The 24,460-nt window shown below is 69.2% G+C and carries 19 protein-coding genes; 15 read left to right on the forward strand and 4 right to left on the reverse strand.

What is annotated here, in order from left to right; all coding sequences use genetic code 11:
- Window positions 1-65: 65 nt before the first annotated feature.
- Both FHR66_RS13625 and FHR66_RS13630 read right to left on the reverse strand, forming a co-directional pair.
- Window positions 66-1,253, reverse strand: a complete 1,188-nt coding sequence (locus FHR66_RS13625; protein ID WP_160969759.1) for a DUF1624 domain-containing protein — start codon at window positions 1,251-1,253, stop codon at window positions 66-68.
- 288 nt (window positions 1,254-1,541) lie between these two features.
- Window positions 1,542-1,997, reverse strand: a complete 456-nt coding sequence (locus FHR66_RS13630) for a nucleoside deaminase (RefSeq protein WP_160969773.1) — start codon at window positions 1,995-1,997, stop codon at window positions 1,542-1,544.
- 112 nt (window positions 1,998-2,109) lie between these two features.
- Between FHR66_RS13630 and ubiE the strand changes: the two genes are divergently transcribed.
- The 12 genes from ubiE (at window position 2,110) to FHR66_RS13695 (ending at window position 17,821) form a co-directional block, all read left to right on the forward strand.
- Window positions 2,110-2,871 (forward strand): bifunctional demethylmenaquinone methyltransferase/2-methoxy-6-polyprenyl-1,4-benzoquinol methylase UbiE, encoded by a 762-nt coding sequence (gene ubiE / locus FHR66_RS13635; RefSeq protein WP_160969761.1) that lies wholly within the window; start codon window positions 2,110-2,112, stop codon window positions 2,869-2,871.
- Between the two features lie 459 nt (window positions 2,872-3,330).
- On the forward strand, window positions 3,331-5,271 hold the full coding sequence (locus FHR66_RS13645; protein WP_160970826.1) for a M1 family metallopeptidase: 1,941 nt from the start codon (window positions 3,331-3,333) through the stop codon (window positions 5,269-5,271).
- A gap of 423 nt (window positions 5,272-5,694) precedes the next feature.
- Window positions 5,695-6,045: a cupin domain-containing protein gene (locus tag FHR66_RS13650; RefSeq protein ID WP_160970824.1), complete on the forward strand. Its 351-nt coding sequence runs from the start codon at window positions 5,695-5,697 to the stop codon at window positions 6,043-6,045.
- A gap of 33 nt (window positions 6,046-6,078) precedes the next feature.
- Window positions 6,079-7,062, forward strand: coding sequence for an alpha/beta fold hydrolase (locus FHR66_RS13655; protein WP_160970822.1), 984 nt, complete (start codon window positions 6,079-6,081; stop codon window positions 7,060-7,062).
- Entirely contained in the window at window positions 7,059-7,778 is a 720-nt protein-coding gene (locus FHR66_RS13660) for a hypothetical protein (RefSeq protein ID WP_160970820.1), read from the forward strand. Before FHR66_RS13655 ends, FHR66_RS13660 begins: the two co-directional genes overlap by 4 nt.
- A gap of 5 nt (window positions 7,779-7,783) precedes the next feature.
- On the forward strand, window positions 7,784-8,422 hold the full coding sequence (locus FHR66_RS13665; protein WP_160970828.1) for an HAD family hydrolase: 639 nt from the start codon (window positions 7,784-7,786) through the stop codon (window positions 8,420-8,422).
- A gap of 404 nt (window positions 8,423-8,826) precedes the next feature.
- Window positions 8,827-10,839: a methanol/ethanol family PQQ-dependent dehydrogenase gene (locus FHR66_RS13670; protein WP_160970818.1), complete on the forward strand. Its 2,013-nt coding sequence runs from the start codon at window positions 8,827-8,829 to the stop codon at window positions 10,837-10,839.
- A 38-nt stretch (window positions 10,840-10,877) separates the two neighbouring features.
- Window positions 10,878-12,584, forward strand: coding sequence for a quinoprotein dehydrogenase-associated putative ABC transporter substrate-binding protein (locus tag FHR66_RS13675; protein WP_202394994.1), 1,707 nt, complete (start codon window positions 10,878-10,880; stop codon window positions 12,582-12,584).
- Between the two features lie 77 nt (window positions 12,585-12,661).
- Window positions 12,662-13,228, forward strand: a complete 567-nt coding sequence (locus tag FHR66_RS13680; RefSeq protein ID WP_160970814.1) for a c-type cytochrome — start codon at window positions 12,662-12,664, stop codon at window positions 13,226-13,228.
- The gene (locus FHR66_RS13685; protein ID WP_160970812.1) at window positions 13,225-14,244 is read left to right on the forward strand and encodes a beta-propeller fold lactonase family protein; all 1,020 of its coding nucleotides are present in this window, start codon (window positions 13,225-13,227) and stop codon (window positions 14,242-14,244) included. The genes FHR66_RS13680 and FHR66_RS13685 overlap by 4 nt, the downstream gene beginning before the upstream one ends.
- A gap of 54 nt (window positions 14,245-14,298) precedes the next feature.
- Entirely contained in the window at window positions 14,299-15,408 is a 1,110-nt protein-coding gene (locus tag FHR66_RS13690; RefSeq protein ID WP_160970810.1) for an S-(hydroxymethyl)glutathione dehydrogenase/class III alcohol dehydrogenase, read from the forward strand.
- 16 nt (window positions 15,409-15,424) lie between these two features.
- A complete protein-coding gene (locus tag FHR66_RS13695; RefSeq protein WP_160970808.1) occupies window positions 15,425-17,821 on the forward strand; it encodes a TonB-dependent receptor in 2,397 nt (798 codons plus the stop codon).
- 426 nt (window positions 17,822-18,247) lie between these two features.
- Here the strand turns inward: FHR66_RS13695 and FHR66_RS13700 are convergent, their stop codons facing one another.
- Window positions 18,248-20,227 (reverse strand): sigma-54-dependent Fis family transcriptional regulator, encoded by a 1,980-nt coding sequence (locus FHR66_RS13700; protein ID WP_160970806.1) that lies wholly within the window; start codon window positions 20,225-20,227, stop codon window positions 18,248-18,250.
- Between the two features lie 254 nt (window positions 20,228-20,481).
- The gene (locus FHR66_RS13705; protein ID WP_160970804.1) at window positions 20,482-21,414 is read right to left on the reverse strand and encodes a carbohydrate kinase family protein; all 933 of its coding nucleotides are present in this window, start codon (window positions 21,412-21,414) and stop codon (window positions 20,482-20,484) included.
- A gap of 257 nt (window positions 21,415-21,671) precedes the next feature.
- On the opposite strand from FHR66_RS13705, the gene FHR66_RS13710 reads away from it, so the two are divergent.
- From FHR66_RS13710 to mreD, 3 genes are all read left to right on the forward strand, one after another.
- The gene (locus tag FHR66_RS13710) at window positions 21,672-22,718 is read left to right on the forward strand and encodes a rod shape-determining protein (protein WP_010343692.1); all 1,047 of its coding nucleotides are present in this window, start codon (window positions 21,672-21,674) and stop codon (window positions 22,716-22,718) included.
- A 170-nt stretch (window positions 22,719-22,888) separates the two neighbouring features.
- The gene (gene mreC / locus FHR66_RS13715) at window positions 22,889-23,977 is read left to right on the forward strand and encodes a rod shape-determining protein MreC (protein WP_167087875.1); all 1,089 of its coding nucleotides are present in this window, start codon (window positions 22,889-22,891) and stop codon (window positions 23,975-23,977) included.
- A complete protein-coding gene (mreD, locus tag FHR66_RS13720) occupies window positions 23,974-24,459 on the forward strand; it encodes a rod shape-determining protein MreD (RefSeq protein ID WP_048491037.1) in 486 nt (161 codons plus the stop codon). The genes mreC and mreD overlap by 4 nt, the downstream gene beginning before the upstream one ends.
- Window position 24,460: the final 1 nt, after the last annotated feature.

Consider the following 24,460-nt stretch of genomic DNA (forward strand, 5'->3'; position numbering starts at 1 on the left):
CAGGCGCGGACGAAGGAACCGGCAGTCGACCACGCCGGCATTGCACGCAGATGAACCATCGCAGCTTAGAAGTAGCGCAGCCAGGCCAGGTCGCGGCGCCGCGCCTTCAGCCGCGCGAATGCGGCGGTGGGCCAGTACAGGGCCAGGCCAAGCAAGGCGGCGATGGCCCACAGCGCGGCCACGCTGTCCACGCCGAACAGATCGCCCCGGTTGGTGCCCCACAGCGCCAGCGCGGCCAGGTAGACGAGCTTCAGCACGTACAGGTGCAGCAGGTAGAAGAACATCGGCGCCGCGCCGATCGCCGCCAGGGGCGCCAGCGTGCGGGCCACGGCGGGGTGTTCGTACAGCCGCAGCAACAGCAGGCCCACGCCCAGGGTCAGCAGCAGGAACTGCAGCGACGGCGGGTACTTGGTGACGTTGAAGAAGCTCATCGCGGTATGCACGAGGTCGTTCTGCACCTGCCAGGGCGCATCGCCGTAGCCGTTGTGCCAGCGCAGCAGGTGGAACCCGGCCAGCGCGCCCAGCCCCCAGGCCAGCAGGCGCTGCTGGCGTTGCGCCGGGTCGGTGGCGGCGCCGTACCAGGGGCCGGCGGCGTAGCCGAGCGCGATCACCCCGATCCACGGCAGCACCGGATAGGAGGTGCGCAGGCGCAGCTCGCCCAGCTCCAGCCAGCGCCGGTCGTACAGCACCGCCCAGACGGCCGCGAGCGGGCCGTCGCCCTGTACCTGCACATCGTCCAGCAGGTGGTGGCCGGCGACCAGCGCCGCGCCCAGCAGGGCCAGTGTCGGCCGCGGCAGCCACAGCAGCGCGGCCAGGGCGAGCATGCTCAGGCCGATCGCCCAGATCACCTGCAGGTACAGCGTCTGCGGCGGAAAGGCGCCGCTCCAGGCCAGGTTGACCAGGGTCAGCTCCAGCACGATCAGGAACAGGCCGCGCTTGAGCAGGAAGCGGGCGGCCGCCGCGCGGCCGTCGGCCTGCCGCGCGGCGTACAGCCAGGCCGACAGGCCGGTCAGGAACACGAACACCGGCGCGCACAGGTGGGCGAGGGTGCGCGCGACGAACAGCGCCGGCGCCGTGCCTTCCACCTCCATCGGGTCGCCGACCGGGTGGTGCAGGTAGAAGGTCTCGCGCACGTGGTCGAGCAGCATCAGCAGCATCACCGTGCCGCGCAGCAGGTCGATCGAGGCTAGCCGCGCGGCCGGCGTTGCGGGAACGGCGAGGGAAGTGGGCGAAGCGAGGGCAACAGACGGCATGCGGTGCGATCGGTGTCGATTTTGAAACAATATAACACTCGAGTGGCAGAGCCATTCCCGGCGCGACTGGCGTGCCACTTGAGTGGCAGAGCCATTCCCGGCGCGACTGGCGTGGGGGCTCAGGCCATGGCAGTGCAGGGCTGCCGGCGCTGCGGCGGCACGCTTGAGTGGGGCAGAGGTGGATGCGCCAGGCGGGGCGGCGGCGGTCGGCGTCGCCTGGTTCGCCTGCGGGCCTGAAGGCGGCGGCGTGATGCTCGGTGCGCCGCGCCGGCGCCCGCGGCGGGCCGCTCAGTCCTCGCCGATGTCCTCGTTCCACACGTCCGGGTGCGCGGCGATGAAGCCGCCGAGCAGGTCGATGCACTCCTGGCTGTGCAGGTCGATCACGTTCACTCCGCTCTCGCGCAGCCAGTCGATGCCGCCCTGGAAGGTCACCGATTCGCCGACCACCACCGTGCCGATGTTGAACTGCCGCACCAGGCCGCTGCAGTACCAGCACGGCGCCAGGGTGGTGACCATGATGGTGTCGCGGTAGCGGCGCTGGCGCCCGGCCTTGCGGAAGGCGTCGGTCTCGCCGTGCACCGACGGATCGCCTTCCTGCACGCGGCGGTTGTGGCCGCAGCCGAGCAGGCGGCCGTCGCGGTGGTACAGGGCGGCGCCGATCGGGATGCCGCCCTCGGCCAGGCCCTGGCGGGCTTCGGCGATGGCGGTGTCGAGCAGGGCGCGGTAGTCGGGCGTGGTCAGCATGGGATGGCCGGGGGAAAGGGAGTGGCTGGCAGTCTGGCGCAGGCGGCGGGCGGCTGTCATCCCGGGCGGTGCTTCACCGGCACGGAGCGGCCGGCGGTGCGATAATCCCGGCATGAGCGAATCCCCCTACAAATCCGGCACCACCCATTTCGGCTTCCGCGACGTCGCCGCCAAGGACAAGCAGAAGCTGGTCGGCGAGGTCTTCACTTCGGTCGCCGGCAACTACGACCTGATGAACGACCTGATGAGCATGGGCATCCATCGGGTCTGGAAGCGCTATTTCGTCGCCACCGCGCAGGTCAAGCCGGGCGACCGCGTGCTGGATCTGGCTGGCGGCACCGGCGACATCGCCGCGCTGCTGAAGGACCGGGTCGGTGCCGACGGCGAGATCGTGCTGGGCGACATCAACGCCGGCATGCTCTCGGTGGGCCGCGACCGCCTCACCAACCGCGGCCTGGTCGCGGGCCTGGACTACGTGCAGTGCAACGCCGAGGCGCTGCCGTTCCCGGAGCAGAGCTTCGACCTGGTGACCATCGCCTTCGGCCTGCGCAACGTCACCGACAAGGACGCCGCGCTGCGCGAGATGTACCGCGTGCTCAAGGTCGGCGGCCAGGCGCGGGTGCTGGAGTTCTCCGAAGTCACCGCCGACTGGTTCAAGCCGCTGTATGACTTCCATTCGTTCAAAGTGCTGCCGCGCCTGGGCCAACTGTTCGCCAAGGATGCCGACAGCTACCAGTACCTGGCCGAGAGCATCCGCAAGCATCCGCCGCAGGACGCGCTGAAGGCGATGATGGAAGAGGCCGGCTTCGCCCGCAGCCACTACAAGAATCTCACCGGTGGGATCGTGGCGATCCATTCGGGCTACAAGATCTGAGTGAAGCCGGGATTCGGGAATCGGGATTTGGGATTCGCAATAGCGGGCGATCGGTTGCTGACCGATCGCGGCGCTGGGTAGTCCTTGTGGGAGGGACTTCAGTCCCGACGCGCGATACGACGATGCCGGCGCAAGCATTCGCCGCAGGACGCGAAGGCAAGGATGGAAGAAGCCGGCTTCGCCCGCAGCCACTACAAGAACCTTGCCGGCGGCATCGTGGCGATCCACTCGGCTACAAGATATGAGAAGCCGGGATTCGGGAATCGGGATTGGGGATTCGTAAGCGCGCCGGCTGTTCGCTGCTGCGAATCCCCAATCCCCAATCCCCAATCCCCGCTTCGATTGGGGATTCGGGATTCGTCAGCGTGCGCCGCACTGCCGTTGCGAATCCCCACTCCCGAATCCCCAATCCCGGCCTTCCGGTAAACTTCCGGTTTCCCCGAACCGGTGCTGTCTGCCATGCGTTCCCCGTTCCTGTTGTTGTCCCTGGCCGCGGTGATCGCGTCCGGGTGTTCCCGTGAAGCGTCCGCGCCCGATGCGGCCGCACCTGCCGCCAAGCCAGCGCCGGCCGCGGCCAAGCCGGCCGATCGCAGCCACGACGAGACCTCCTACGCCGAGCCGTCCAAGGTCGTGATCAAGGACCTGGCGCTGGATCTGAAGCTGGATTTCGACAGCAAGCAGATCGGTGGTACCGCCACCTACACGCTGGACTGGAAGGACAAGAGCGCCAAGCAACTGGTGCTGGATACCCGCGACCTGACCATCGAGAAGGTGCAGGCCGACGACGGCAAGGGCCAGGGCGCGCCGCTGCAGTACGCGCTGGCGCCGGCCGACAAGATCTACGGCAGCAAGCTGACCATCGAGGCGCCGACGCAGCCGCAGAAGATCAGCATCACCTACCACACCGCACCGACCGCCTCGGGCCTGCAGTGGCTGGAGCCATCGATGACCGAGGGCAAGAAGCTGCCCTTCATGTTCAGCCAGTCGCAGGCGATCCACGCGCGCTCGTGGGTGCCGCTGCAGGACACCCCGAGCGTGCGCTTCACCTACAGCGCGCACGTGGTCTCGCGCCCGGACGTGATGGTGCTGATGAGCGCCGACAACGATCCCAAGGCGGTGCGCAACGGCGACTACCGCTTCAAGATGCCGCAGCCGATCCCTTCCTACCTGCTGGCCATCGCCGCCGGCGATCTGGTGTTCAAGCCGATCTCGGCGCGCTCGGGCGTGTGGGCCGAGCCGGCGATGGTCGACAAGGCGGCCAAGGAGTTCGAGGACACCGAGAAGATGATCGTGGCCGCCGAGACGCTGTACGGTCCGTACCGCTGGGGCCGCTACGACATGCTGGTGCTGCCGCCGTCGTTCCCGTTCGGCGGCATGGAGAATCCGCGCCTGACCTTCGCCACGCCGACGGTGATCGTCGGCGACAAGTCGCTGGTGTCGCTGATCGCGCACGAGCTGGCGCATAGCTGGTCCGGCAACCTGGTGACCAACGCCAGCTGGAAGGACATCTGGCTCAACGAGGGCTTCACCACCTACGTGCAGGCGCGCATCACCGAGGCGCTGTACGGCCCCGAAGCGGCGGAGATGGAGCGGGAGATCGACCAGACCGACCTGCTGGCCGAACTAAAGGGCATGAGCCCGGCCGACCAGGCGCTGGCGTTGCCGGCGCTGACCGAGCGCGATCCGGACGAGGCGTTGAGCCAGGTCGCCTACGTCAAGGGCGCGTGGTTCCTGCAGTTCCTGGAGCAGCGCTTCGGCCGCGACACCTTCGATCCGTTCCTGCGCGGCTGGTTCGACGACCACGCCTTCCAGAGCGCCAACACCGACCAGTTCGTCGCATACCTGAAGACCCACCTGCTGGCCAAGAAGCCCGACGCGGTAACCGCGCAGGAACTGCATGCGTGGCTGGACGAGCCGGGCATCCCGGCGTTCGCGCAAAAGGCGCGCTCGCGCAACTTCGCCATGGTCGATACCGCGCGCATCGCCTGGACCGGCAGCGGCACCCTGCCGGGCAAGCAGGTCACCGATGCCTGGAGCACCCAGGAGTGGACGCGCTTCCTCAGCGGCCTGGGCGAGAAGCTGACCCCGGCGCAGCTCAAGCAGCTCGACGACGCCTACCACTTCACCAGCACCGCCAACGGCGAAATCGCCATGCGCTGGTATCCGCTGGCGATCCGCAGCGGCTACGTGGACGCGCGCCCGGCCGCCGGCGAGTTCATCGCCCGCGTCGGCCGTCGCAAGCTGATCCTGCCGATCTACGCCGAACTGGTGAAGACGCCGGACGGGTTGGCCTTCGCCGAGGAGGTGTTCGCCAAGGCCAAGCCGGGCTACCACCCGATCACCACGGTGTCGGTGCAGGAGATGCTGGACAAGGCCAAGGCCGGTAGCACCGCACACTGACGCGCGCCGCCACCTGGAAAGACCGCGCACACGGCGCCGGGAGCGATCCCGGCGCCGTGTGCGTATGTGCGGCCGGCCTGTTGCGGTGAGTGTGCTGTGCGGGGCGGAGGCGAACGCTTCGGCGGCGCTTGGTCGCGCGCGTTGCACGATGTCGCCCTGCGCGCCGTCGCATGCGCTGCCTGCATGAAGCGCGTGCCTGTCCCATCGTGCTTAACTTTTTCCACACGCGCCGTCGCGGGCGTGCACGACCCGCTGCCACGCATTCGCGATATCCTCGGCAGTCCCGATGGTCCTCGGTCCATGCGTGCATGACATCGTTCGCCACCGCCGCCCCGGTCGTCGCAGCAAGCGCCATCGCCCTGGCAGGACACTGCCATCGCCGATGCGAGCGGACCCGCTCGCGCCTGCGGAGGCAATGCCGAGATGACTGACGCTCACGCCCTGTCCGGCTCCTTGCTGGCCGAATTGCCCGATGCCCGCGGTGGCGAAATCTTCACCGAACTGCTGCGGCGCTCCGGCTGCCGCGTCGAGCGCATCGTCTCGCACGGGCAAACCACGCCGCAGGACGCGCCCTACCTGCAGGCGCACGACGAATGGGTGCTGCTGTTGCGCGGCAGCGCACGGGTGGCGCTGTGCGAGCGCGAGGTCGCGCTGGCGCCGGGCGACCATCTGTTCATCCCGGCCGATACGCCGCATCGGGTGACCTTCACCGATCCCGGGCAGCCGACCGTGTGGCTGGCCCTGCATCTCGGCGAAGCCGACGTGGTGGTCTGAGCGCATGATCCGTATTCGCCTTCCGGTGTCGCCGTGCTGGTGCTGACGATTGCCTGGTTGCTGCTCGCCGGCATCCTGCTGGTGGTGGCAGTGGTGATCGGCGTGCTGCTGGTGCTGCGCGATCCGTTTCTGCTGGTGCGCCTGGAGAGCTTGCGCCAGCGCCGTGGCAGCGGACTGCAGCGGCGCCAGGCCCAGGTCGCTGGACACACCTGGACCTATCTCGTGCGCGCCGCGACCGATCCCGCCGCGCCGACCCTGCTGCTGGTGCATGGTTTCACCGGCAGCAAGGAGAACTGGTTGCCGCTGGCGCGTGCGCTGAGCACGCGCTATCACCTGGTGATCCCGGATCTGCCCGGCTGGGCCGAGAGCCAGCGCATCGCCGGGCAGGACTACGGCTTCGTCGCGCAGGCCGAGCGCGTGGCCGCGTTCGCCACGCAGTGCGCGCGTCGTGCCGGCAGCGAATGCGTGCTGCTCGGGCATTCGATGGGCGGCGGCATCGCCGCGCTGGCCGCGGCGCGCCATCCGGCGGTGTTCGACCGGGTCGGCCTGTTCAACGCCGCCGGCGTGCGCTTCGCCGACAACGCCTTCGGCCAGGCGGTGCTGGACGGGCACAATCCGTTCGCGGTGCACGATGCGGCGTCGTTGCAGCGCTACATCGACACCGTGTTCCTGCTCGAACGTGCCAAGCCGCGCATCCCGCGCTGGGCGGTGCCGGCGGTGGTGGCCTGGCGCCGTCGCGAGGCCGCGTTCGAACAGCAGGTGCTGGCGCGCATCGGCCGCGGCGAGGAGGCGTTCCTGCCGTTCGAGGAAGCCGCGCACATCCGCCAGCCGGCGCTGCTGCTGAATTGCGTGCAGGACGCGGTGATCGACGCCAGCGCGCTGGCGCTGTACGCGCAACGCCTGCCGCAGGCGATCCAGGTGCTGCTGGACGGCAGCGGCCACATGTCCATCGTCGAGAAGCCGGCCGAGGTCGCGCAGGCCATCGACACCCTGATCCAACGAGGAACCCCACGATGAAACGCATCCTGCTCGGCGCGCTGTGCGCCGTCGCCCTGGCCGCTTGCGGCGATCACGAGGGCGAGCGCAAGGCGCAGGCCGCGGCCGAAGCGCAGGCCAAGGCGCAGGCCGCCGACGACCTAGCCAAGCAGTACGACGCCGCGGTGAAGTCGGGCAATTGGGACCTGGCCCGGATCCACGGCGCGGCGCTGCTGCAGCAGTATCCCGGGTCGGACGCTGCCGAGCGCATCCAGCCCGGCTACGCCGAGGTCAAGGCCAAGGGCGAGGCGGCGCGCGAGCTGCGCCGCATGCAGGCCGCCTGGCAGTACTCGCAGGTGCCGGCCGGCAAGGGCGTGCAGCGCTCGGCGATGCTGTACAGCCGCGACAAGGTCGACGTGGACGGCAGCGGGCCCAAGCCGGTGCAACTGGTGTTCCGCGACCACCCGGAATGGAAGCGCAGCGCTTACCTGGTGCTGCAGTCCGGCGATTTCCGCTGCGCCGGCGGCTGCAAGGTGGAACTGAAGGCCGACGACGCGCCGCCGCACGCGGCCGCGGCCTGGCGGCCCAAGACCGACGAGGCCATCGCCATGTTCATCAGCGACGACAAGGCGCTGTGGAAGCTGGCGCGCAAGACCACGGTGCTGCAGATCACCTTCCCGGTGAAGGCCGGCGGCACCCGCACCGCGGTGTTCGAGACCGGCGGCCTGGACGGTGCGCAGATGCCGGGCTGGGATTGAACGCGATGCATGCCGCCACGCCCCCGCCGGCCGAGGCGCTGTGCCAGGTGCGCCACTGGGTGTTCGACATGGACGGCACCCTGACCCGCGCCGTGCACGATTTCGCGCTGATCCGCCGCGAACTGCAGATCCCGCCGCAGGCCGACATCCTGCAGCACCTGGCGGCACTGCCGGACGCGCAGCGCACCAGCAAGCATGCCTGGCTGCTGGAGCACGAGCGCGTACTGGCCCAGGAGGCCACCGCGGCCAACGGCGCGCCGGCGCTGCTGCGCACCCTGCATGCGGCCGATTGCCGGCTGGCGGTGCTCACCCGCAATGCCCGCGAACTGGCGCAGCTGACCCTGGAAGAGATCGAGGTCGACGACCTGTTCGAGGAAGTGACCATCCTCGGCCGCGACGAGGCCCCGCCCAAGCCGCATCCGGGCGGCCTGCTGCAGCTGGCCGAACACTGGGGCGTGGCACCGCAGGCGCTGGCGATGGTCGGCGACCACGCGTACGACTTGCAGTGCGGGCGCCACGCCGGTGCCACCACCGTGCTGCTGAACCCGGAGAACCCATGGCCGGCGCTGGCCGATCTGCATTTCGCCGATTGCGCCGCGCTGCTGGCGTGGTGGCAGGACCACGTCGGACCGCAGCCGCACTGATGCTGCACGCGGCGGCTGACGGCCGCCGCGTCCTCACACCCAACCCCGTCCGCGTATCGGCGTATGCATGCCGAATGCGCGCTCCTGCCGTGCGTCCCCGTGCGCCTGCACCTGTGCGGCAAGCGCGCCGATGGCGCAGGGTGTGCCACCGGTGCGTGTGCCCACACTGCGCCAATCGCGATGCAACGGCATGGCACAAAGTGTCACGTTCTCGGGACGCCTTCGACCGCGACGACGCGCGTCTCTGCGACCACAACCGACGTTGTGATCCGTACGTCAAGGGATGTTGCATCGCAGCGGTGCGATGGCATGGACGTTGCTCGTAGACACCCACGCTTCAGGTTCCGTGGCACACGCCGACCCAGGTGCAGCTGTCGCGGCTCTTCAACGAGGGGAGTAGAACGATGCACAGTCATTCACGTCGTACCCGGGCTTGTACGTTGCTCGCGCTGGCCACTGCGTTGGCGCTGGCGGGTTGCAAGAAGCAGGAAGAGGCCCCGGCACCAGCCGCGCCGGCCGCCGCACAGCAACCGCCGGCCGCCGCGCCGGCCGCGGTCGCCGATACCGACAGCGAGTTCGCCACCAATGCCGCCAACCCCGACAACTGGGGTGGCATCGGTCGCGACTTCGGCCTGAACCGGCACAGCCCCTTGGCCGAGATCAATCGCGACAACGTCAAGAACCTGAAGATGTCGTGGGAGATGAAGACCGACGCCACCCGCGGTCACGAAGGCCAGCCGCTGGTGATCGGCAGCACCATGTACATGGTCAGCGCGTATCCGAACAACGTGTTCGCGATCGACCTGTCGCAGGAAGACAACGGCAAGGTGCTGTGGAAGTACACCCCGCAGCAGGACGAGCGCGCGGTGGCGGTGGCCTGCTGCGACACGGTCAACCGCGGCGCCTCCTATGCCGACGGCAAGCTGGTGTTCGGCAGCCTCAGCGGCGACGTGATCGCGCTCGATGCCAAGACCGGCAAGGAAGTGTGGAAGCAGAAGCTCGCCTATCCCGAGAAGGGCGAGACCATCACCATGGCCCCGATCATCGCCGACGGCAAGGTCGTGGCCGGCATCAGCGGCAACGAGTTCGGCGTGCGCGGCCGCGTCGCCGCGTATGCGCTGGCAGACGGCAAGCAGGCCTGGTCCTGCGAAGCCACCGGCACCGACAAGGACATCTGCCTCGGCCCGGACTTCAACAAGGCCAATCCGCAGCACGGCCAGCTCGGCGACCTCGGCCAGAAGACCTATCCGGACGAAGGCTGGAAGCGCGGCGGCGGTGCGGCGTGGGGCTGGTACAGCTACGACCCGAAACTCAAGCTGGTCTACTACGGCACCGGCAATCCCGGCCTGTGGAGCCCGTCGTACCGCTGCGGCAAGACCACGCAGAAGGAATGCGACAGCGGCGAGTACGACAACAAGTGGTCGATGACCCTGTTCGCCCGCAAGATCGATACCGGCGAGGCGGTATGGGGCTACCAGAAGACCCCGTTCGACCAATGGGACTACGACGGCATCAACGAGCCGATCCTGGTGGACCTGACCATCGACGGCAAGCAGGTGCCCTCGGTGGTGCAGTTCGACCGCAACGGCTTCGCCTACGTGCTCGATCGCCGCGACGGCACGCTGCTGCGCGCCAACAAGTTCGTGCCGGCCAACTGGGCCGAGCGCATCGACATGAAGACCGGGCGTCCGGTCAAGGTCGCGGCGCATTCGCCGCTGGAACGCGGCCGCAAGGTCGAAGCGTTCCCGTCGGCGATGGGCGGCAAGGACCAGCAGCCGTGCTCGGTGGATCCGGCCAACTCGGCGGTGTTCTTCTGCGGCACCAACAACTGGCACATGGAGCTGGACCCGCAGGAGCGCGGCAACACCATGATGGGCCTGCCGTACGTGTTCGCCAACGTGATGATGAAGCCGAACGAGCCGGGTGCGCTGGGCATCGTCAAGGCGTTCGACGTGGTCGAAGGCAAGTCCAAGTGGGAGATCAAGGAGAAGTTCCCGGTGTGGAGCGGCACCCTGGTCACCGACGGCGGGCTGGTGTTCTACGGCACGCTCGACGGCTGGTTCCGCGCCGTGGACAAGGACACCGGCAAGAAGCTGTGGGAGACCAAGCTGCCCTCGGGCATCATCGGCAACCCGATCGCCTACAAGGCCAACGGCCACCAGTACGTGGCGGTGTTCTCGGGCATCGGCGGCTGGATCGGCCTGCCGGTCGCCGCCGGTCTGGATCCGGGCGATCCGTACGGCGCGCTGGGTGCCGCCGGCCTGGCCTTCAGCAATGGCTTCGACAAGATCCCGTTGGGCGGCATGGTGCACACCTTCCGCATCGACGGCGCCGGCAAGACCGTCACGCCTACCGCGACCGCCACCGCGACTGCGGGCGGCGGTAGCGCGGCAGTCGCCGCCAAGACGGTGCGATGAGCCGGCGGCGCCGCGTCCAGGGTACGAGCGGGTGCCGCATGGCGCCCGGCTCGTGGCGCCTGCCTGCGGGCGCGCGCGCCGTGTTGCTGTTGTGCAGCCTCGGACTCGTCGCCGCAGGTTGCACGCGCGAGCCGTCGTCCGCGACGGCTCGCGCTCCTGCTGCCCCAGCCGCCACTACGGCGCCGGCCTCCGCCGCGCCCGCCGCCACGCTGCCGGCCAATGCGCCGGTGCTGCGGGTTTGCGCCGATCCCGGCAACATGCCGTTGTCCGATCGCGCAGGCGAGGGGTTCCAGAACAAGATCGCCCAGGTGGTGGCCGCGGAGATGGGCCGGCGCCTGGAGTACGAATGGCGCAGCTATTACCAGCGCGGCCTGGCGCGCAGCACGATCAACGCCGGGCGTTGCGACGTGCTGATGGACATGAACAGCGATTTCGAGATGGGCCTGCCCACGCGCCCGCTGTATCGCTCCACCTATGTGCTGGTCACCCGCAAGGGCCTGGCACTGCGCCCGGCCTCGCTGGACGATCCGGCGTTGAAGAAACTCAAGGTCGGCGTGTTCCAGAGTTCGCCGGCGCGGCAGGCGCTGTTCGACCATGGCGTGCAGGGCGAGGTGCAATACCTGTTCTACGATTCGGCCAGCGCGCCGCAGGAGCATCCCGGCAAGCTCGCCGAGCAAGTCGCCGCCGGCAAGCTCGATGCCGCCGAATCCTGGGGCCCGGTGGCCGGCTACTACGCCGCGCGCGGCGGCCTCGGCGTGGTGCCGTTGAACGTCATCGACAACGAGGTGCTGGAGTATTCGATGGCGTGGGCGGTGTCGCGCAAGAACGCGGCACTGCGCGATGCGCTGAATGAGGCGATGCAGCGCAGCGCCGGCAAGATCGACGCGATCCTGCGCGACTACCACGTGCCGCTGGTGGCCTGCGCCGATTGCATCGTCGCCGGCGACCTGCGCTCGCACGGCCCCTATGCGGCGCCCGCCGACCAGGACGACACGCCGAGCGCGCAGGCCTCGTCGGACATGCTGGCGCAACTGCAGTTGCGCATCGCCGGCGGTGCCGATCCCAACGAGGAGCTGGCGCACGCGCTGGATGCCGGCGACGGCGTGCGCGTGGCCTGGCTGCTGCGCCATGGCGCCAGCGCCGACAAACCCAACCTGCTCGGCGAGCCGCCGCTGCAGCAGGCAATCCGTAACCAGGCGCCGCTGTTGGTCGGCGAGCTGCTGGCGGCCGCTGCCAAGGTCGAAAGCCACGACAGCAGTGGCTGGACGCCGCTGATGAAGGCGGCCTGGTCCAACGACGGCAAGAGCGCCGCGCAGTTGCTGGCGCATGGCGCCAAGGTCGATGCGGTGTCCACCGATGGCTGGACGCCGCTGGACCTGGCGATCTCCTACGCCGATGCCGACCTGGTGCAGGCATTGCTCGACGCTGGCGCCAGCGTGCGTCGCGCCAACCCGGCCGGCTTCACCCCGGTGATGTTCGCGGTGGCGCGCAACGATCCGAAGATCCTCGACCTGCTGCTCAAGCGCGGCGCCGACGCCGACCGTGCGAACCGCGCCGGCGTCACGCCGTTGATGCTGGCCGCCGCGGCCGGGCGCGAGGACAGCGCCCGGCGCCTGCTCGCCGCCGGCGCCAGCGCCGATACGCGCGATGCCGACGGCAAGACCCCGGCGGCGCTGGCCCAGCAGCGCGGCAATGCCGAACTCGCCCACCTGCTGACGGAGGCCCAGCACCGACGCACGCAATGACCGCTTCCTGTCGTCCCGCACATGCCGCTCGCGCGGCCTGCTCTTCCCATCGTGCATTCCGCAAAGGTGTTGTCCCCATGCGTCCTGCTTCCATCCGTCGTCGCGCCGTCTCCGCGCTGCTGCCCCTGTCCCTGTTCGCCTCGCTCTTGCTGCTGGCCGCCTGCGGCAAGCAGGAAACGCCGCCCGCGCCGGCGGCCACGCCCGCACCGGCGCCCGCGTCTGCACCGGCCTCCGCACCGGCGGCAGCCGCGCCCGCGCCCGCCGCCGCCGCACCGGCACCCGCTGCGGCGGTGACGCCGATTCCGAAGGGGCCGCCGGTCAAGGTCACCCCGGAGCTGGTCGCCGAAGGCAAGGCGATCTTCAACTCCGCCGGCTGCACCGCCTGCCACGGCGGCACCGGTGGTGGTGGCATGTGCCCGCCGCTGACCAACGACATCTGGGTGTATGGCAACGATGACGACACCTTGCGCGCGCTGATCACCGAAGGCACCGCCGGCATGACCGCGCACGGCAAGACCCGGATCGGCCACGAGAAGGTGGTCGGGCAGATGCCGCCGTTCGGGCCGGTGCTCAAGTCGGGCGATACCGAGAAGCTGCTGGCCTTCATCCATTCCATCAACAAGACCGCGGGCGCCGCGCAATGAGGAATGCGTGGCGTCTGTCCGCCGTCGTCGCGCTGTCGCTGGTCGCCGCGGCCTGCCAGCGCACGTCGGCACCGGCCGCAGGCACCGACGCCGCGGCGGCCGCGCCCGCGCCTGCGACCAGCGCCGCGGCCCTGGCCTACGTGCCGAACCAGCGCAGCGGCACCATCTCGGTGATCGACACCGGCAGCGATCGCGTGGTGCGCACGCTGTCGGCGCAGGGCCAGCTCGGCAAGCGCCTGCAGCAGGTGGTGCCGGGACCGGCTGGGCATCTGTACGTCATCGACGCGCAGGGTCATCGCCTGCTGGAACTGGATACCGTGCAGGACCGCGTGCTGCGCAGCGTCGACATCGGCGAGAACGCCGAAGGCGTCGCCGTGGCGCCGGATGGCCGCCAGCTGGCGGTGTGCGTGGAAGGGCAGAACCAGGTGATGCTGATCGATCCGGCCAGTTTCGCGATCGGCGCGCATATCGCCACCCGCGGCCAGGCGCCGGAACATTGCGTCTACACCCCGGACGGCGCGCTGCTGCTGACCAGCAACGAAGGCTCCAACGACCTGGACGTGATCGACGTCAAGGCCGGCACCTCCACCGGCGTCATCGCCACCAGTGGCCATCCGCGCGGCATGGCGTTCGCGCCCGACGGCAAGACGGCCTATGTGGCGCAGGAAGCGGCCAACGTGGTCGACGTGATCGACCTGGCCGCACGCAAGCGCGTGGCCAGTATCCAGGCGGGGCAGCGTACCGCCGGCATCGCCATCGCCCGCGACGGCAGCCGCGTGTACGCGTCCAACGGTGCCGGCACGGTCAGCGTGATCGACCCGGCCGCGCGCCGTGCGTTGGCGGAGATCCCGGTCGGGCAGCGTCCGTGGAATCCGGCGCTGAGTGCGGACGGCAAGAAGCTGTACGTGGCCAACGGCCGTTCCAACAGCGTCAGCGTGATCGACACGGCGGCGATGAAGGAGATCAAGCAGATCGCGGTGGGCGAGATGCCGTGGGGTGTGGTCGTGGCGCAATGACGTGAGGCGAGCGGCGCCAGTGGGCGCCGCGACGGGGAGGCGGGGAGAGCCGGAATGAAGACGCGAGCCGCGGTCGCCTGGGCGGCGAACCAGCCGCTGGCCATCGAGGAGGTGGATCTGCAGCCGCCCAAGGCCGGCGAGGTGCTGGTGCGCATGGTCGCCAGCGGCATCTGCCACAGCGACGAGATCGCCTTGTCCGGCGTCGATGCCGAGGCGGCGTTCCCGGTGATCCTGGGCCAGGAAGGCGCCGGCGTGGTCGAGGAGATCGGTATCGGCGTCAGCAGCGTGCGTCCGGGCGATCACGTGATCCCGCTGTACATGCCCGAATGCGGCGTGTGCAAGTACTGCCGTTCCAACCGCACCAACCTGTGCCAGGCGATCCGCAGCAGCCAGGAGCGCGGGCTGATGCCCGACGGCAGCAGCCGCTTCTCGCTGCACGGTCGCCCGCTGCTGCACTACATGGGCACCAGCACCTTCGCCGAGTACACCGTGCTGCCGGAGATCGCGGTGGCCAGGATCCATCCGTCCGCGCCGCTGGACAAGGTCTGCCTGCTCGGCTGCACGGTCACCACCGGCATCGGCGCGGTGCTCAACACCGCGCGGGTGCGTCCGGGCGAGAGCGTGGCGGTGTTCGGGCTCGGTGGCATCGGCCTGTCGGTGGTGCAGGGCGCGGTGATGGCGCGCGCCGAACGCATCATCGTGGTCGACATCAACCGCGACAAGTTCCCGCTGGCGCGCGCGCTGGGCGCCACCGATTGCCTGGACCCGAAGGATTTCGGCGCACCGGTGCAGCAGGTCATCGTCGACCTCACCGACGGCGGCGCCGACCACAGTTTCGCCTGCGTGGGCGATGTGCGCGCGATGCGCGCGGCGCTGGAGTGCTGCCACAAGGGCTGGGGCGAAAGCATCATCCTCGGCGTGGCGCCGAGCGCGCAGGAGATCAGCACGCGCCCGCTGCAACTGGTCACCGGTCGCGCCTGGCGCGGCAGCGCGTTCGGCGGGGTCAAGGGCCGCAGCGAATTGCCCGCGTACGCCGAGCGCTACCTGGCCGGCGAGATCCGCATCGACGAACTGATCAGCGAAACCCTGCCGCTGGACCACATCAATCGCGGCTTCGAGACCATGCGCGCCGGCCGTGGCATCAAATCGATCGTTCTTTACTGACACGCAAGGAGTTGGCATGACCCGCATCCACGGACGCAGCCTCCCGTCGGCAAACCTGCTCGCGCTGGCCGTCGCCACCGCCATCGGCCTGCTCGCCGCACCCGCGCGCGCGCAAACCACGGTCAACGCCGACGATGCGCAGATCACCGCGCTGGACCGGGTCGAGGTCACCGCCACGCCGATTCCCGGCACGCTCATCGATGCCGACCTGTTGCCGTACACGGTGCAGACCGCCAATGCCGACGACATCGCGCGTAGCCAGGCCGGCAACCTCACCGACTTCCTGCTGCGCGAGATGAACGGCGTGGACACCAACGAGGTGCAGGGCAGCCCGTTCCAGACCGATCTGACCTTCCGCGGCTTCCGCGCCTCGGCGCTGCCGGGTGCCTCGCAGGGCGTGTCGGTGTACCTGGACGGCGTGCGCATGAACGAGCCGTTCGCCGACATCGTCAGTTGGGACATGATGCCGGAGGCGGCCATCCGCAGCGTGGCGCTGATGCCGGGTTCCAACCCGCTGTTCGGTCCCAACACGCTGGGCGGCGCGCTGGCCTTCACCACCCAGTCCGGCCTGACCGCACCGGGCCTGCGCGCCGACCTGTCGATGGGCAGCGGCGCGCGCAAGCGTCTGGATGCGTCGTACGGCTACGCCGGCCGCGACGGCCTGCATGCCTTCGTCGCGGTCACCGGCTTCGACGAGAACGGCTGGCGCGACGCCTCCGCCGGCCGCCTGGGCACCGTGTTCGGCAAGCTCGGCCGGCAGGGCGACAGCACGGACTGGGACGTGTCGCTGCTGCACGGGCGCAGCCGCCTGGTCGGCAATGGCCTGCTGCCCAGCCATCGCTACACCGACGAGGGCACCGAGCCCGGGTTGTACGAAGCCGACCGCGCCGCGGTCTACACCTCGCCCGACCTGACCCGCAACCGCAACACGCTGCTGACCGGGCAGTTCGACCATCGCTTCGACGAACGCACTGCGCTGCACCTGCTGGCCTACTACCGGCAGGGGCGCCGCGACACCGTCAATGGCGACATCAACGACGACTACGAGGCATTCGTCGACGACTGCGCCGACGGCTATGCCGCCGACGGCACGCCGCGGGATGCGGGCTGCACGGTCTCGCGCGCCGATGCCGACGCGCTGCACAGCGGCGTGCTCAACACCACGCAGATGCGCCAGCACGCCGAGGGCGTGGCGCTGAACTTCAGCCACCAGGCCGGCGCGCACGCGCTGAGCATCGGCGCCACCTACGACCGTAACCGCGTGCGCTACCGCCAGTACGAGCAGGAGGCGTTCGTGCAGGACGACCGGTCGGTGGTCGCAGATCCGGGCGAGGAGCGGGCGTTCTTCTCCGGCGTCGACGGCCGCAGCAGCACCCTGGGCCTGTTCGCTGCCGATACCTGGGAACTGGGCGAGGCCACCCACCTCAACGCCGCGCTGCGCTGGAACCGCGTCGCCGTCGCCAATACCTTGTCCACCGGCGACGACGGTGTGCTGCCGCGCGAACGCTTCGTGTTCGCCAAGGCCAATCCCTCGCTGGGCATCACCCAGCGCCTGGGCAGCGGCTTCACCGCGTTCGCCTCGGCCTCGCAGAACAGCCGTGCACCGACCGCGATCGAACTCGGCTGCGCCGACCCGGAACAACCGTGCCGGCTGCCGACCGGGCTGCAGGCCGATCCGCGCCTGGAGCAGATCGTCTCGCGCACCTACGAGGTCGGCCTGCGCTGGAATCCGTCGCCGGCGCAGACGCTGAACGCCTCGCTGTACCGCGCCGACAACCGCGACGACATCCTGTTCCTGCGCGCGCCCAATTCCCAGCAGGGCTATTTCGACAACGTCGGCCGTACCCGCTACCAGGGCGCCGACCTCAGCTACCGCGGCAGCCACGGCGCGCTGCGCTGGTTCGCTGGTTACAGCTATCTGGACGCCACCTACCGCAGTGCCGGCGAATTGCTGTCGGGCGAGCGCACGGTGACATTGCGTCCGGGCACGCGCATCGCCGGCCTGCCGCGCAGCACGCTGAAGCTGGGCATGGACTGGCAGGCGCTGGCGCAATTGTCGCTGGGCGCGGACCTGCGCGCGGTGTCGCGGCGCGTGGCCAGCGGCAACGAGGACGGCCTGGTCGAGGATCCCGAGGACGGCGAGGCACCCGCGCGCCACGACCTGTCCACCGGCGGCTATGCCTTGCTCGACCTGCACGGCACCTGGGAACTGGCCGACGGGTTGTCGCTGTACCTGCGGATCAACAACGTCTTCGACCGCCGCTACGAAACCTATGCGGCGATCGCCGAGGACCTGTTCCCGGGCGGCACACTGGCACGCCCGCAGGACGCCGCGGTCGAAGACGGCCCCTCGCGCTTCGTCGCGCCTGGCGCCCCGCGGCAATACCAGGTCGGTTTGCGCTGGCGTTTCTAGCGCGCGTCGCGTGGTTGGCGTCGGCGCTGATGGACTTCGTGCCATTTGCCTTACCGTGGCCGCGAGCCGCTAGGCTCCGGTGACCGTCGCGGCTGAAGCCGCTCCTACAGGAAACGCTGCGCCGGTACCAAGCGCGAAACCCATGTAGGAGCGGCTTCAGCCGCGACCTCGGAGCCAGAACCTATCTGGCTCCGATAGCAGTCGGGACTGAAGTGCCTCCCACAGGTTGTGTCGCCCAATCGATTCGCCGGCTGTTGTCGTAGGAGCGACTTCAGTCGCGACATCGAAGCCAGGCATCATCCAGCCTCCTCAGAGGTTGGGACTTGCGTTTCCCGTGGCAATCGTAGCGCCAGCTGCTTGGCAAAACATAACAGGCAAGGCTTCATTCGCAACTCGCAGGCAAGACCCGCAACGTGTAAGTCCTCCTCAGCTCACCGTCGCCAACCCATGCTTGCGCAGCTTGCGATACAAGGTGTTGCGGCTGATGCCCAGCGCATCGGCGGTACGGCTGACGTTCCAGCGATGACGCTCGAGCTGTTGCTGTAGCACGCTGCGTTCGGCGCTGTCCAGGGCGACACGGCCAGGCACGCCGTCGGCGGCGTGCGCATCGTCGCCGAGCAGGCACGGCCCACTGTCGGCGTCGACGATCTCCTGCGGCAGGTTGGGAATGCGGATGACGCCATCGGCGCACAGCACCGCGGCGGTGCGCAGCACGTTGCGCAACTGCCGCAGGTTGCCGGGCCAGGCATAGCTGAGCAGCTTGTGCAGGGCATCCTCGCTGATGCGCACCGGCTGCTCGCCGCTCTCTTCGCGCAACAGGGTGCGGATCAGTTCGGCCTTGTCGCTGCGCTCACGCAACGGCGGCAGGTGCAGCACCACGCCGTTGAGGCGGTAGTACAGGTCTTCGCGGAAGCCGCCGCTGCCGACCATCTGCGCCAGGTCGCGGTGGCTGGCACTGATCACATGCAGTTCCAGCGGCATCGCGCGGTCGCTGCCCAATGGCGTCACGCTCTGGTCCTCCAGCACGCGCAGCAGGCGCGTCTGCAAGGGCAGCGGCATGTCGCCGATCTCGTCCAGGAACAAGGTGCCGCCGCTGGCCTGCAGCAGCTTGCCGTGGCGTCCCTCGCGCGCGGCATCGGTGAAGGCGCCGCGCGCATAGCCGAACAGTTCGCTCTCGATCAGCGCTTCCGGAATCGCCGCGCAGTTCACCGCCACGAACGGCCGGTCGGCCCAGGGCGAGCTGCGGTGCACCGCCTTGGCGAACTCTTCCTTGCCGGTGCCGGTGGCCCCGCACAGCAGGATCGACACGCGGTGTTTGGCCAGCTTCAACGCATTGTCCAGGTTGTGCAGCATGCGCGGATCGGAGCCGACATGGTCGTTGGCGCGCGCGGCCTGGCCATCCTCGCCCGCGGCGCGCGTGCGGCCGGCAGTGCTGCGCGCGCGTGGCGGCTGCGCCAGGGCGAAGAAGCGGCGGCCGTGGCAGGCGCAACGGATCGACCACAGGGTGCTGGCGTCGTTGCGCGCGCGCTGCTCCAGCGTATCGAAATCCAGTTGCATCACCTGGGCGATATCGCGCCCGACCAGCGGCGAGCGGTCGGGCTTGCCCAGCTGTTCCAGCGTCGCCTCGTTGACCGCGAGTACGCGGCCGTCGGCGCCGACTGCGATCAGCGCCTCGTGCAGCAACCCGGCGAACTCCGGGCGGCTATGGAAGCGCAGGATCCACGCATGCCGGTACTGCTCCAGGAAGTACGCGCGGGCGATCTGCGCCGCCGACATGCGCACCAATGCGCCGGTATGGCACTGCACCAGCCTGGTGTCGCGCGCGTCGGGCGTGGACGCGTCCAGCACCGCCAGCAAGTTGCCCTGCGGATCCAGGATCGGCGCGCCGCTGCACGAGAGCGGCAGATGCCGCTCCAGATAATGTTCGCCACGGTGCACGCTCAGCGCGCTGCCCTCGACCGCGCAGGTGCCGATGCCGTTGGTGCCCTGGTAGCGTTCGGCCCAACTGGCGCCGCAGAACAGCCCGGTTTCGCGGAACGCACGCAGCAGCGCCGGATCCTGCACGCTGTGCAGCACGGTGGCCTCGGTGTCGGCGAACACCACCGCATAGCTGCCGCCGGCGATCTGCTCGTAGAGGTTCTCCATCTCCACCTTGGCGATGCGCAGCAGCGCCTCCAGCCGCTGCTGGCGCTCGCGCAGCTCGCCGTTGTCGTGGACCATCGGCGAGGGATGGGTATCCGGATCCAGGCCGTAGTCGTCGAGGCAGCGCCGCCACGAGCGCGCCAGGGCGGGTGGCAAGGTCTCGATCTGGCGAAACTGGCGCATACGCGCGAGCGGCGCACAGTCGGCGTCCTGCACGGGTGCGACAGCGGCGTGCGCGAGGTTGGCGACAGTCGACTCGGACATGGGCGCGCTCTCGTCCCCCCAGGGGGCCCCTGACGCAAGTGACGCACAAACGGGGTCCGTGCTCAACCCGCAGTGCAGCAAAAGCCGGGAGTGGGGAATCGGGATTGGGGATTGGTAAGAGCGGCTTGGCTGGGGCTGCTTCTTTGCCCGTTAGGCCAAACGAAAAAACCGCGCGATCGCGCGGTTCTTCATGGACTCAAGGCGCCAGGGGCCAGCTTTTACGAATCCCCAATCCCGACTCCCCACTCCCGCCTTTACAAGGCGTAACCGAACTGCTGCTTGAACTGGTCGTTGAACTCGTCGAAGTCGAAGCGCTGGTTCTGGGTGCCGGGGTGTTCGACCTTCAGGGCGCCCATCAGATTGCCCATCCGGCCGATGGTCAGCCAGTCGCAGCCGCGCTGGATGCCGAAGATCAGGCCGGCGCGGAAGGCGTCGCCGCAGCCGGTCGGGTCGACCACGCGGCGCTCGTGCGCCGGCGGGATGTCGTAGGTCTTCTCGGGGGTGTGCACCAGTGCGCCCTTCGGGCCCTGGGTGGTGATGTAGGCCTGCACGCGCGAGACGATGTCCTTCTCGTCCCAGCCGGTGCGTTCCTGCAGCAGGTTGGACTCGTAGTCGTTGACCACCACGTAGTCGGCCTGCTCGATGAATTGGCGCAGCTCCGGGCCGTTGAACAGCGGCATGGCCTGGCCCGGATCGAAGATGAACGGCACGCCGCCGGCGCTGAATTCCTCGGCGTTCTGGATCATGCCCTCGCGCCCGTCCGGGCCGACCAGGCCCAGGGTCACGCCCGGCACGTCCCTCACGTGGTTCTCGTAGCTGCGCATCATCGCGCCGGGGTGGAAGGCGGTGATCTGGTTGTTGTCGTGGTCGGTGGTGATGAACGCCTGCGGGGTGAACAGTTCGTCGATCACCTTGATCCGCGACAGGTCGATGCCCAGCGCCTGGAAATGCTCCCGGTACGGGCCGAAGTCCTGGCCCACGGTGCCCATCGGGATCGGATTGCCGCCCAGCAGGTGCAGGTTGTAGGCGATGTTGCCGGCGCAGCCGCCGAATTCGCGGCGCATCCGCGGCACCAGGAACGACACGTTCAGGATGTGCACCTTGTCCGGCAGGATGTGGTTCTTGAACTGGTCCGGGAACACCATGATGGTGTCGTAAGCGAGGGAACCACAGATCAGTGCAGACATCGGGCAGGCCTTGGCGGAGGAATGAGCCCGCATTCAGGCGGGCGAGGGCGGGGTCGCCGCGGCGCAAAGGGTAACGGCTGCGGCCCGGCAGGGCCAGAACCACGATCCATCGCGATCTCGCCGATACCACGCAACGCGTGGTTTTAGCGAGAATTTTCCTTGCCCGTACCCAGGCGGGTTGCTAGGCTAGCGGACTTCGTTTTCTGCCCATTTTTTCGCCATTCTGGCGACGGCGCGCCCCAGGACCCAATCCCCCGATGTTCAAGAAACTCCGCGGCATGTTCTCCAACGACCTGTCCATCGATCTGGGCACGGCCAACACCCTCATCTACGTGCGTGGCCAGGGCATCGTGCTGAACGAACCGTCGGTGGTGGCGGTACGCCAGGACCGGGCGATCGGCGGCACCCGCTCGGTGGCGGCGGTCGGCGCCGAGGCCAAGCAGATGCTCGGCCGTACTCCCGGCCATATCACCACCATCCGCCCGATGAAGGACGGCGTCATCGCCGACTTCACCTACACCGAGGCGATGCTGAAGCACTTCATCAAGAAGGTGCACAAGTCGCGCTTCCTGCGGCCCAGCCCGCGCGTGCTGGTGTGCGTGCCGGCCGGCTCCACCCAGGTGGAGCGCCGCGCGATCAAGGAATCGGCCGAGGAGGCCGGCGCCCGCGACGTGTACCTGATCGAGGAACCGATGGCCGCGGCGATCGGCGCCGGCATGCCGGTCACCGAGGCGCGCGGCTCGATGGTCATCGACATCGGCGGCGGTACCACCGAGGTCGCGGTCATTTCGCTGAACGGCATCGTCTATTCGCAGTCGGTGCGCATCGGCGGCGACCGCTTCGACGAGTCGATCACCAACTACGTGCGCCGCAACCACGGCATGCTGATCGGCGAGGCCACCGCCGAGCGGATCAAGCTGGAGATCGGCTGCGCCTACCCGCAGGCGGTGGTGCAGGAGATGGAGATCTCCGGCCGCAACCTCGCCGAGGGCGTGCCGAAGATGATCAAGATCAACTCCAACGAAGTGCTGGAAGCGCTGCACGAGCCGCTGTCGGGCATCGTCTCGGCGGTCAAGCTGGCCCTGGAGCAGACCCCGCCGGAACTGTGCGCCGACGTCGCCGAGCGCGGCATCGTGCTGACCGGCGGCGGCGCGCTGCTGCGCGACCTGGACCGGCTGATCTCCGAGGAAACCGGCCTGCACGTGCAGGTCGCCGACGACCCGCTGACCTGCGTGGCCCGCGGCGGCGGCCGTGCGCTGGAGCTGGTGGACATGCACGGCAACGAGTTCTTCGCGCCGGAGTGAGCGTGAGGCCGGGAATGGGGAATCGGGAATGGGGAATAGAATGGCCCCTCCGTCTCCGCACTGCCGGCTCCGTCTCTAATCGCCCGCTTGCGCCCCGGCCCGATCGCGCCGGGAGCGCGCCGTCGCTTTCCGATTTTCCACTCCCGATTCTCCAATCCCGGCTTTAGCCCGTGCCTCCTTACGCCGGTCCTCCCGTCACCGCCCGCCCCGGCGAATCCGCCAGCACGCCGCGCCTGCTGGTCTACCTGGCGCTGGCGTTGGTGCTGATCGTGCTCGACGCGCAGGCCGACTGGCTGGCCCGCCTGCGCAGCCAGGCCACGGTGCTGGTGCAGCCGATCTGGGCGCTGGCCGGCCTGCCGGGGCGGCTGGGCACCCAGGTGCAGGAGAACGCGGCCAGCCACTCGCAGCTGGTCAAGGAAAATCGCGCGTTGCGCAACGAACTGCTGATCGCCAAGGCGCGCCTGACCCGGCTGCAGACCGCGGCGCTGGACAACGCGCAGCTGCGCGAACTGCTGGGCGTGGCCGAACGCCGCGGCCTGGACGTGCAGCTGGCGCCGATCCTGGACATCGACCTGGATCCGACCCGGCAGCGGCTGGTGCTCGATGCCGGCAGCCGCGATGGCGTGCACGTCGGCCAGGCGGTGATCGACGCCGGCGGCCTGATGGGCCAGGTGATCGCGGTGACCCCGCTGCACTCCACCGTGCTGCTGCTGACCGACCCCGACCACGCGGTGCCGGTGACGGTGGCGCGCAACGGCGTGCGCCTGATCGTCTACGGCCGCGGCGGCAGCCTGGAGCTGCGCGACATCCCGCTCAGCGCCGGCGTCGAGGTGGGCGACGAGATCGTCACCTCCGGCCTGGGCGGCCGCTTCCCGGCCGGCTTCCCGGTCGGCACCATCTCCGCCCTGCGCCCGGACGACACCCACGCCTTCCTGGTCGGCGAACTGAAGCCGGCGGCGAAGCTGGACCGCGGGCGGGATGTGTTGTTGCTGCGGCCTTCGGCCGCGGCAACGGGATTGGGGATTGGGGATTCGGGATTGGTGAAAAGCGGCGCTACTGGCGTCGGCGATGGTCATGGAATGCCGGCGGCGACCACGCAGCCGGTGTCTTCCTCTCAGCAGGCGACGCCTTCGCGGGCCACCAGTGACCAATCGCGTGCACGGCCTGCGGCCGCGCCCGCAACCCCCAAGCAGCCAGGGCCTTCCCCAATCCCCAATCCCCAATCCCCAATCCCGGCTCCGAAGGAGCCCACCCAATGAGCCGCCTGCGCAGCAAAGGCTGGGTGTTGCCGGTCAGCGTGATCGTGGCGCTGTTGCTGGGGCTGATGCCGTTGCCGCTGGCGGTGCAGCCGTTGCGGCCGTACTGGCTGGCGCTGGTGGTGGCGTACTGGGTGATCGAGACGCCGGACAAGGTCGGGCTGGGTTTCGCCTTCGCGGTCGGGGTGCTCGCCGATCTGCTGTACGGCGGGGTGCTGGGCGAGCAGGCGCTGCGCCTGGTGATCCTGAGCTTCATCCTGCAGCGTTTCCGCGCGCGCATCCGCTTCTTCCCGATGTCGCAGCAGGCGCTGGCGATCGGCGGCCTGCTGGTCAACGACCGCATCGTCGCCGCGGCGGTGCATCTGGCGGTCGGCGAGCCGACGCTGCCGTGGAACTACTGGTGGGCGCCGCTGCTGGGCATGGCCTTGTGGCCGCCGCTGTTCGTGCTGCTGGACGCGCTGCGGCTGGGCCGGCGGAGCAAGTAGC

The sequence above is a fragment of the Xanthomonas sp. F4 genome, from assembly GCF_011761895.1.

Bases quoted from the DNA above. Each gene is read 5' to 3' on its own strand.
- FHR66_RS13625 (WP_160969759.1), bottom strand. From the start codon at position 1,253: ATGCCGTCTGTTGCCCTCGCTTCGCCCACTTCCCTCGCCGTTCCCGCA.
- FHR66_RS13630 (WP_160969773.1), bottom strand. From the start codon at position 1,997: ATGCTGACCACGCCCGACTACCGCGCCCTGCTCGACACCGCCATCGCC.
- ubiE (WP_160969761.1), top strand. From the start codon at position 2,110: ATGAGCGAATCCCCCTACAAATCCGGCACCACCCATTTCGGCTTCCGC.
- FHR66_RS13645 (WP_160970826.1), top strand. From the start codon at position 3,331: ATGCGTTCCCCGTTCCTGTTGTTGTCCCTGGCCGCGGTGATCGCGTCC.
- FHR66_RS13650 (WP_160970824.1), top strand. From the start codon at position 5,695: ATGACTGACGCTCACGCCCTGTCCGGCTCCTTGCTGGCCGAATTGCCC.
- FHR66_RS13660 (WP_160970820.1), top strand. From the start codon at position 7,059: ATGAAACGCATCCTGCTCGGCGCGCTGTGCGCCGTCGCCCTGGCCGCT.
- FHR66_RS13665 (WP_160970828.1), top strand. From the start codon at position 7,784: ATGCATGCCGCCACGCCCCCGCCGGCCGAGGCGCTGTGCCAGGTGCGC.
- FHR66_RS13670 (WP_160970818.1), top strand. From the start codon at position 8,827: ATGCACAGTCATTCACGTCGTACCCGGGCTTGTACGTTGCTCGCGCTG.
- FHR66_RS13675 (WP_202394994.1), top strand. From the start codon at position 10,878: ATGGCGCCCGGCTCGTGGCGCCTGCCTGCGGGCGCGCGCGCCGTGTTG.
- FHR66_RS13680 (WP_160970814.1), top strand. From the start codon at position 12,662: ATGCGTCCTGCTTCCATCCGTCGTCGCGCCGTCTCCGCGCTGCTGCCC.
- FHR66_RS13685 (WP_160970812.1), top strand. From the start codon at position 13,225: ATGAGGAATGCGTGGCGTCTGTCCGCCGTCGTCGCGCTGTCGCTGGTC.
- FHR66_RS13690 (WP_160970810.1), top strand. From the start codon at position 14,299: ATGAAGACGCGAGCCGCGGTCGCCTGGGCGGCGAACCAGCCGCTGGCC.
- FHR66_RS13695 (WP_160970808.1), top strand. From the start codon at position 15,425: ATGACCCGCATCCACGGACGCAGCCTCCCGTCGGCAAACCTGCTCGCG.
- FHR66_RS13700 (WP_160970806.1), bottom strand. From the start codon at position 20,227: ATGTCCGAGTCGACTGTCGCCAACCTCGCGCACGCCGCTGTCGCACCC.
- FHR66_RS13705 (WP_160970804.1), bottom strand. From the start codon at position 21,414: ATGTCTGCACTGATCTGTGGTTCCCTCGCTTACGACACCATCATGGTG.
- FHR66_RS13710 (WP_010343692.1), top strand. From the start codon at position 21,672: ATGTTCAAGAAACTCCGCGGCATGTTCTCCAACGACCTGTCCATCGAT.
- mreD (WP_048491037.1), top strand. From the start codon at position 23,974: ATGAGCCGCCTGCGCAGCAAAGGCTGGGTGTTGCCGGTCAGCGTGATC.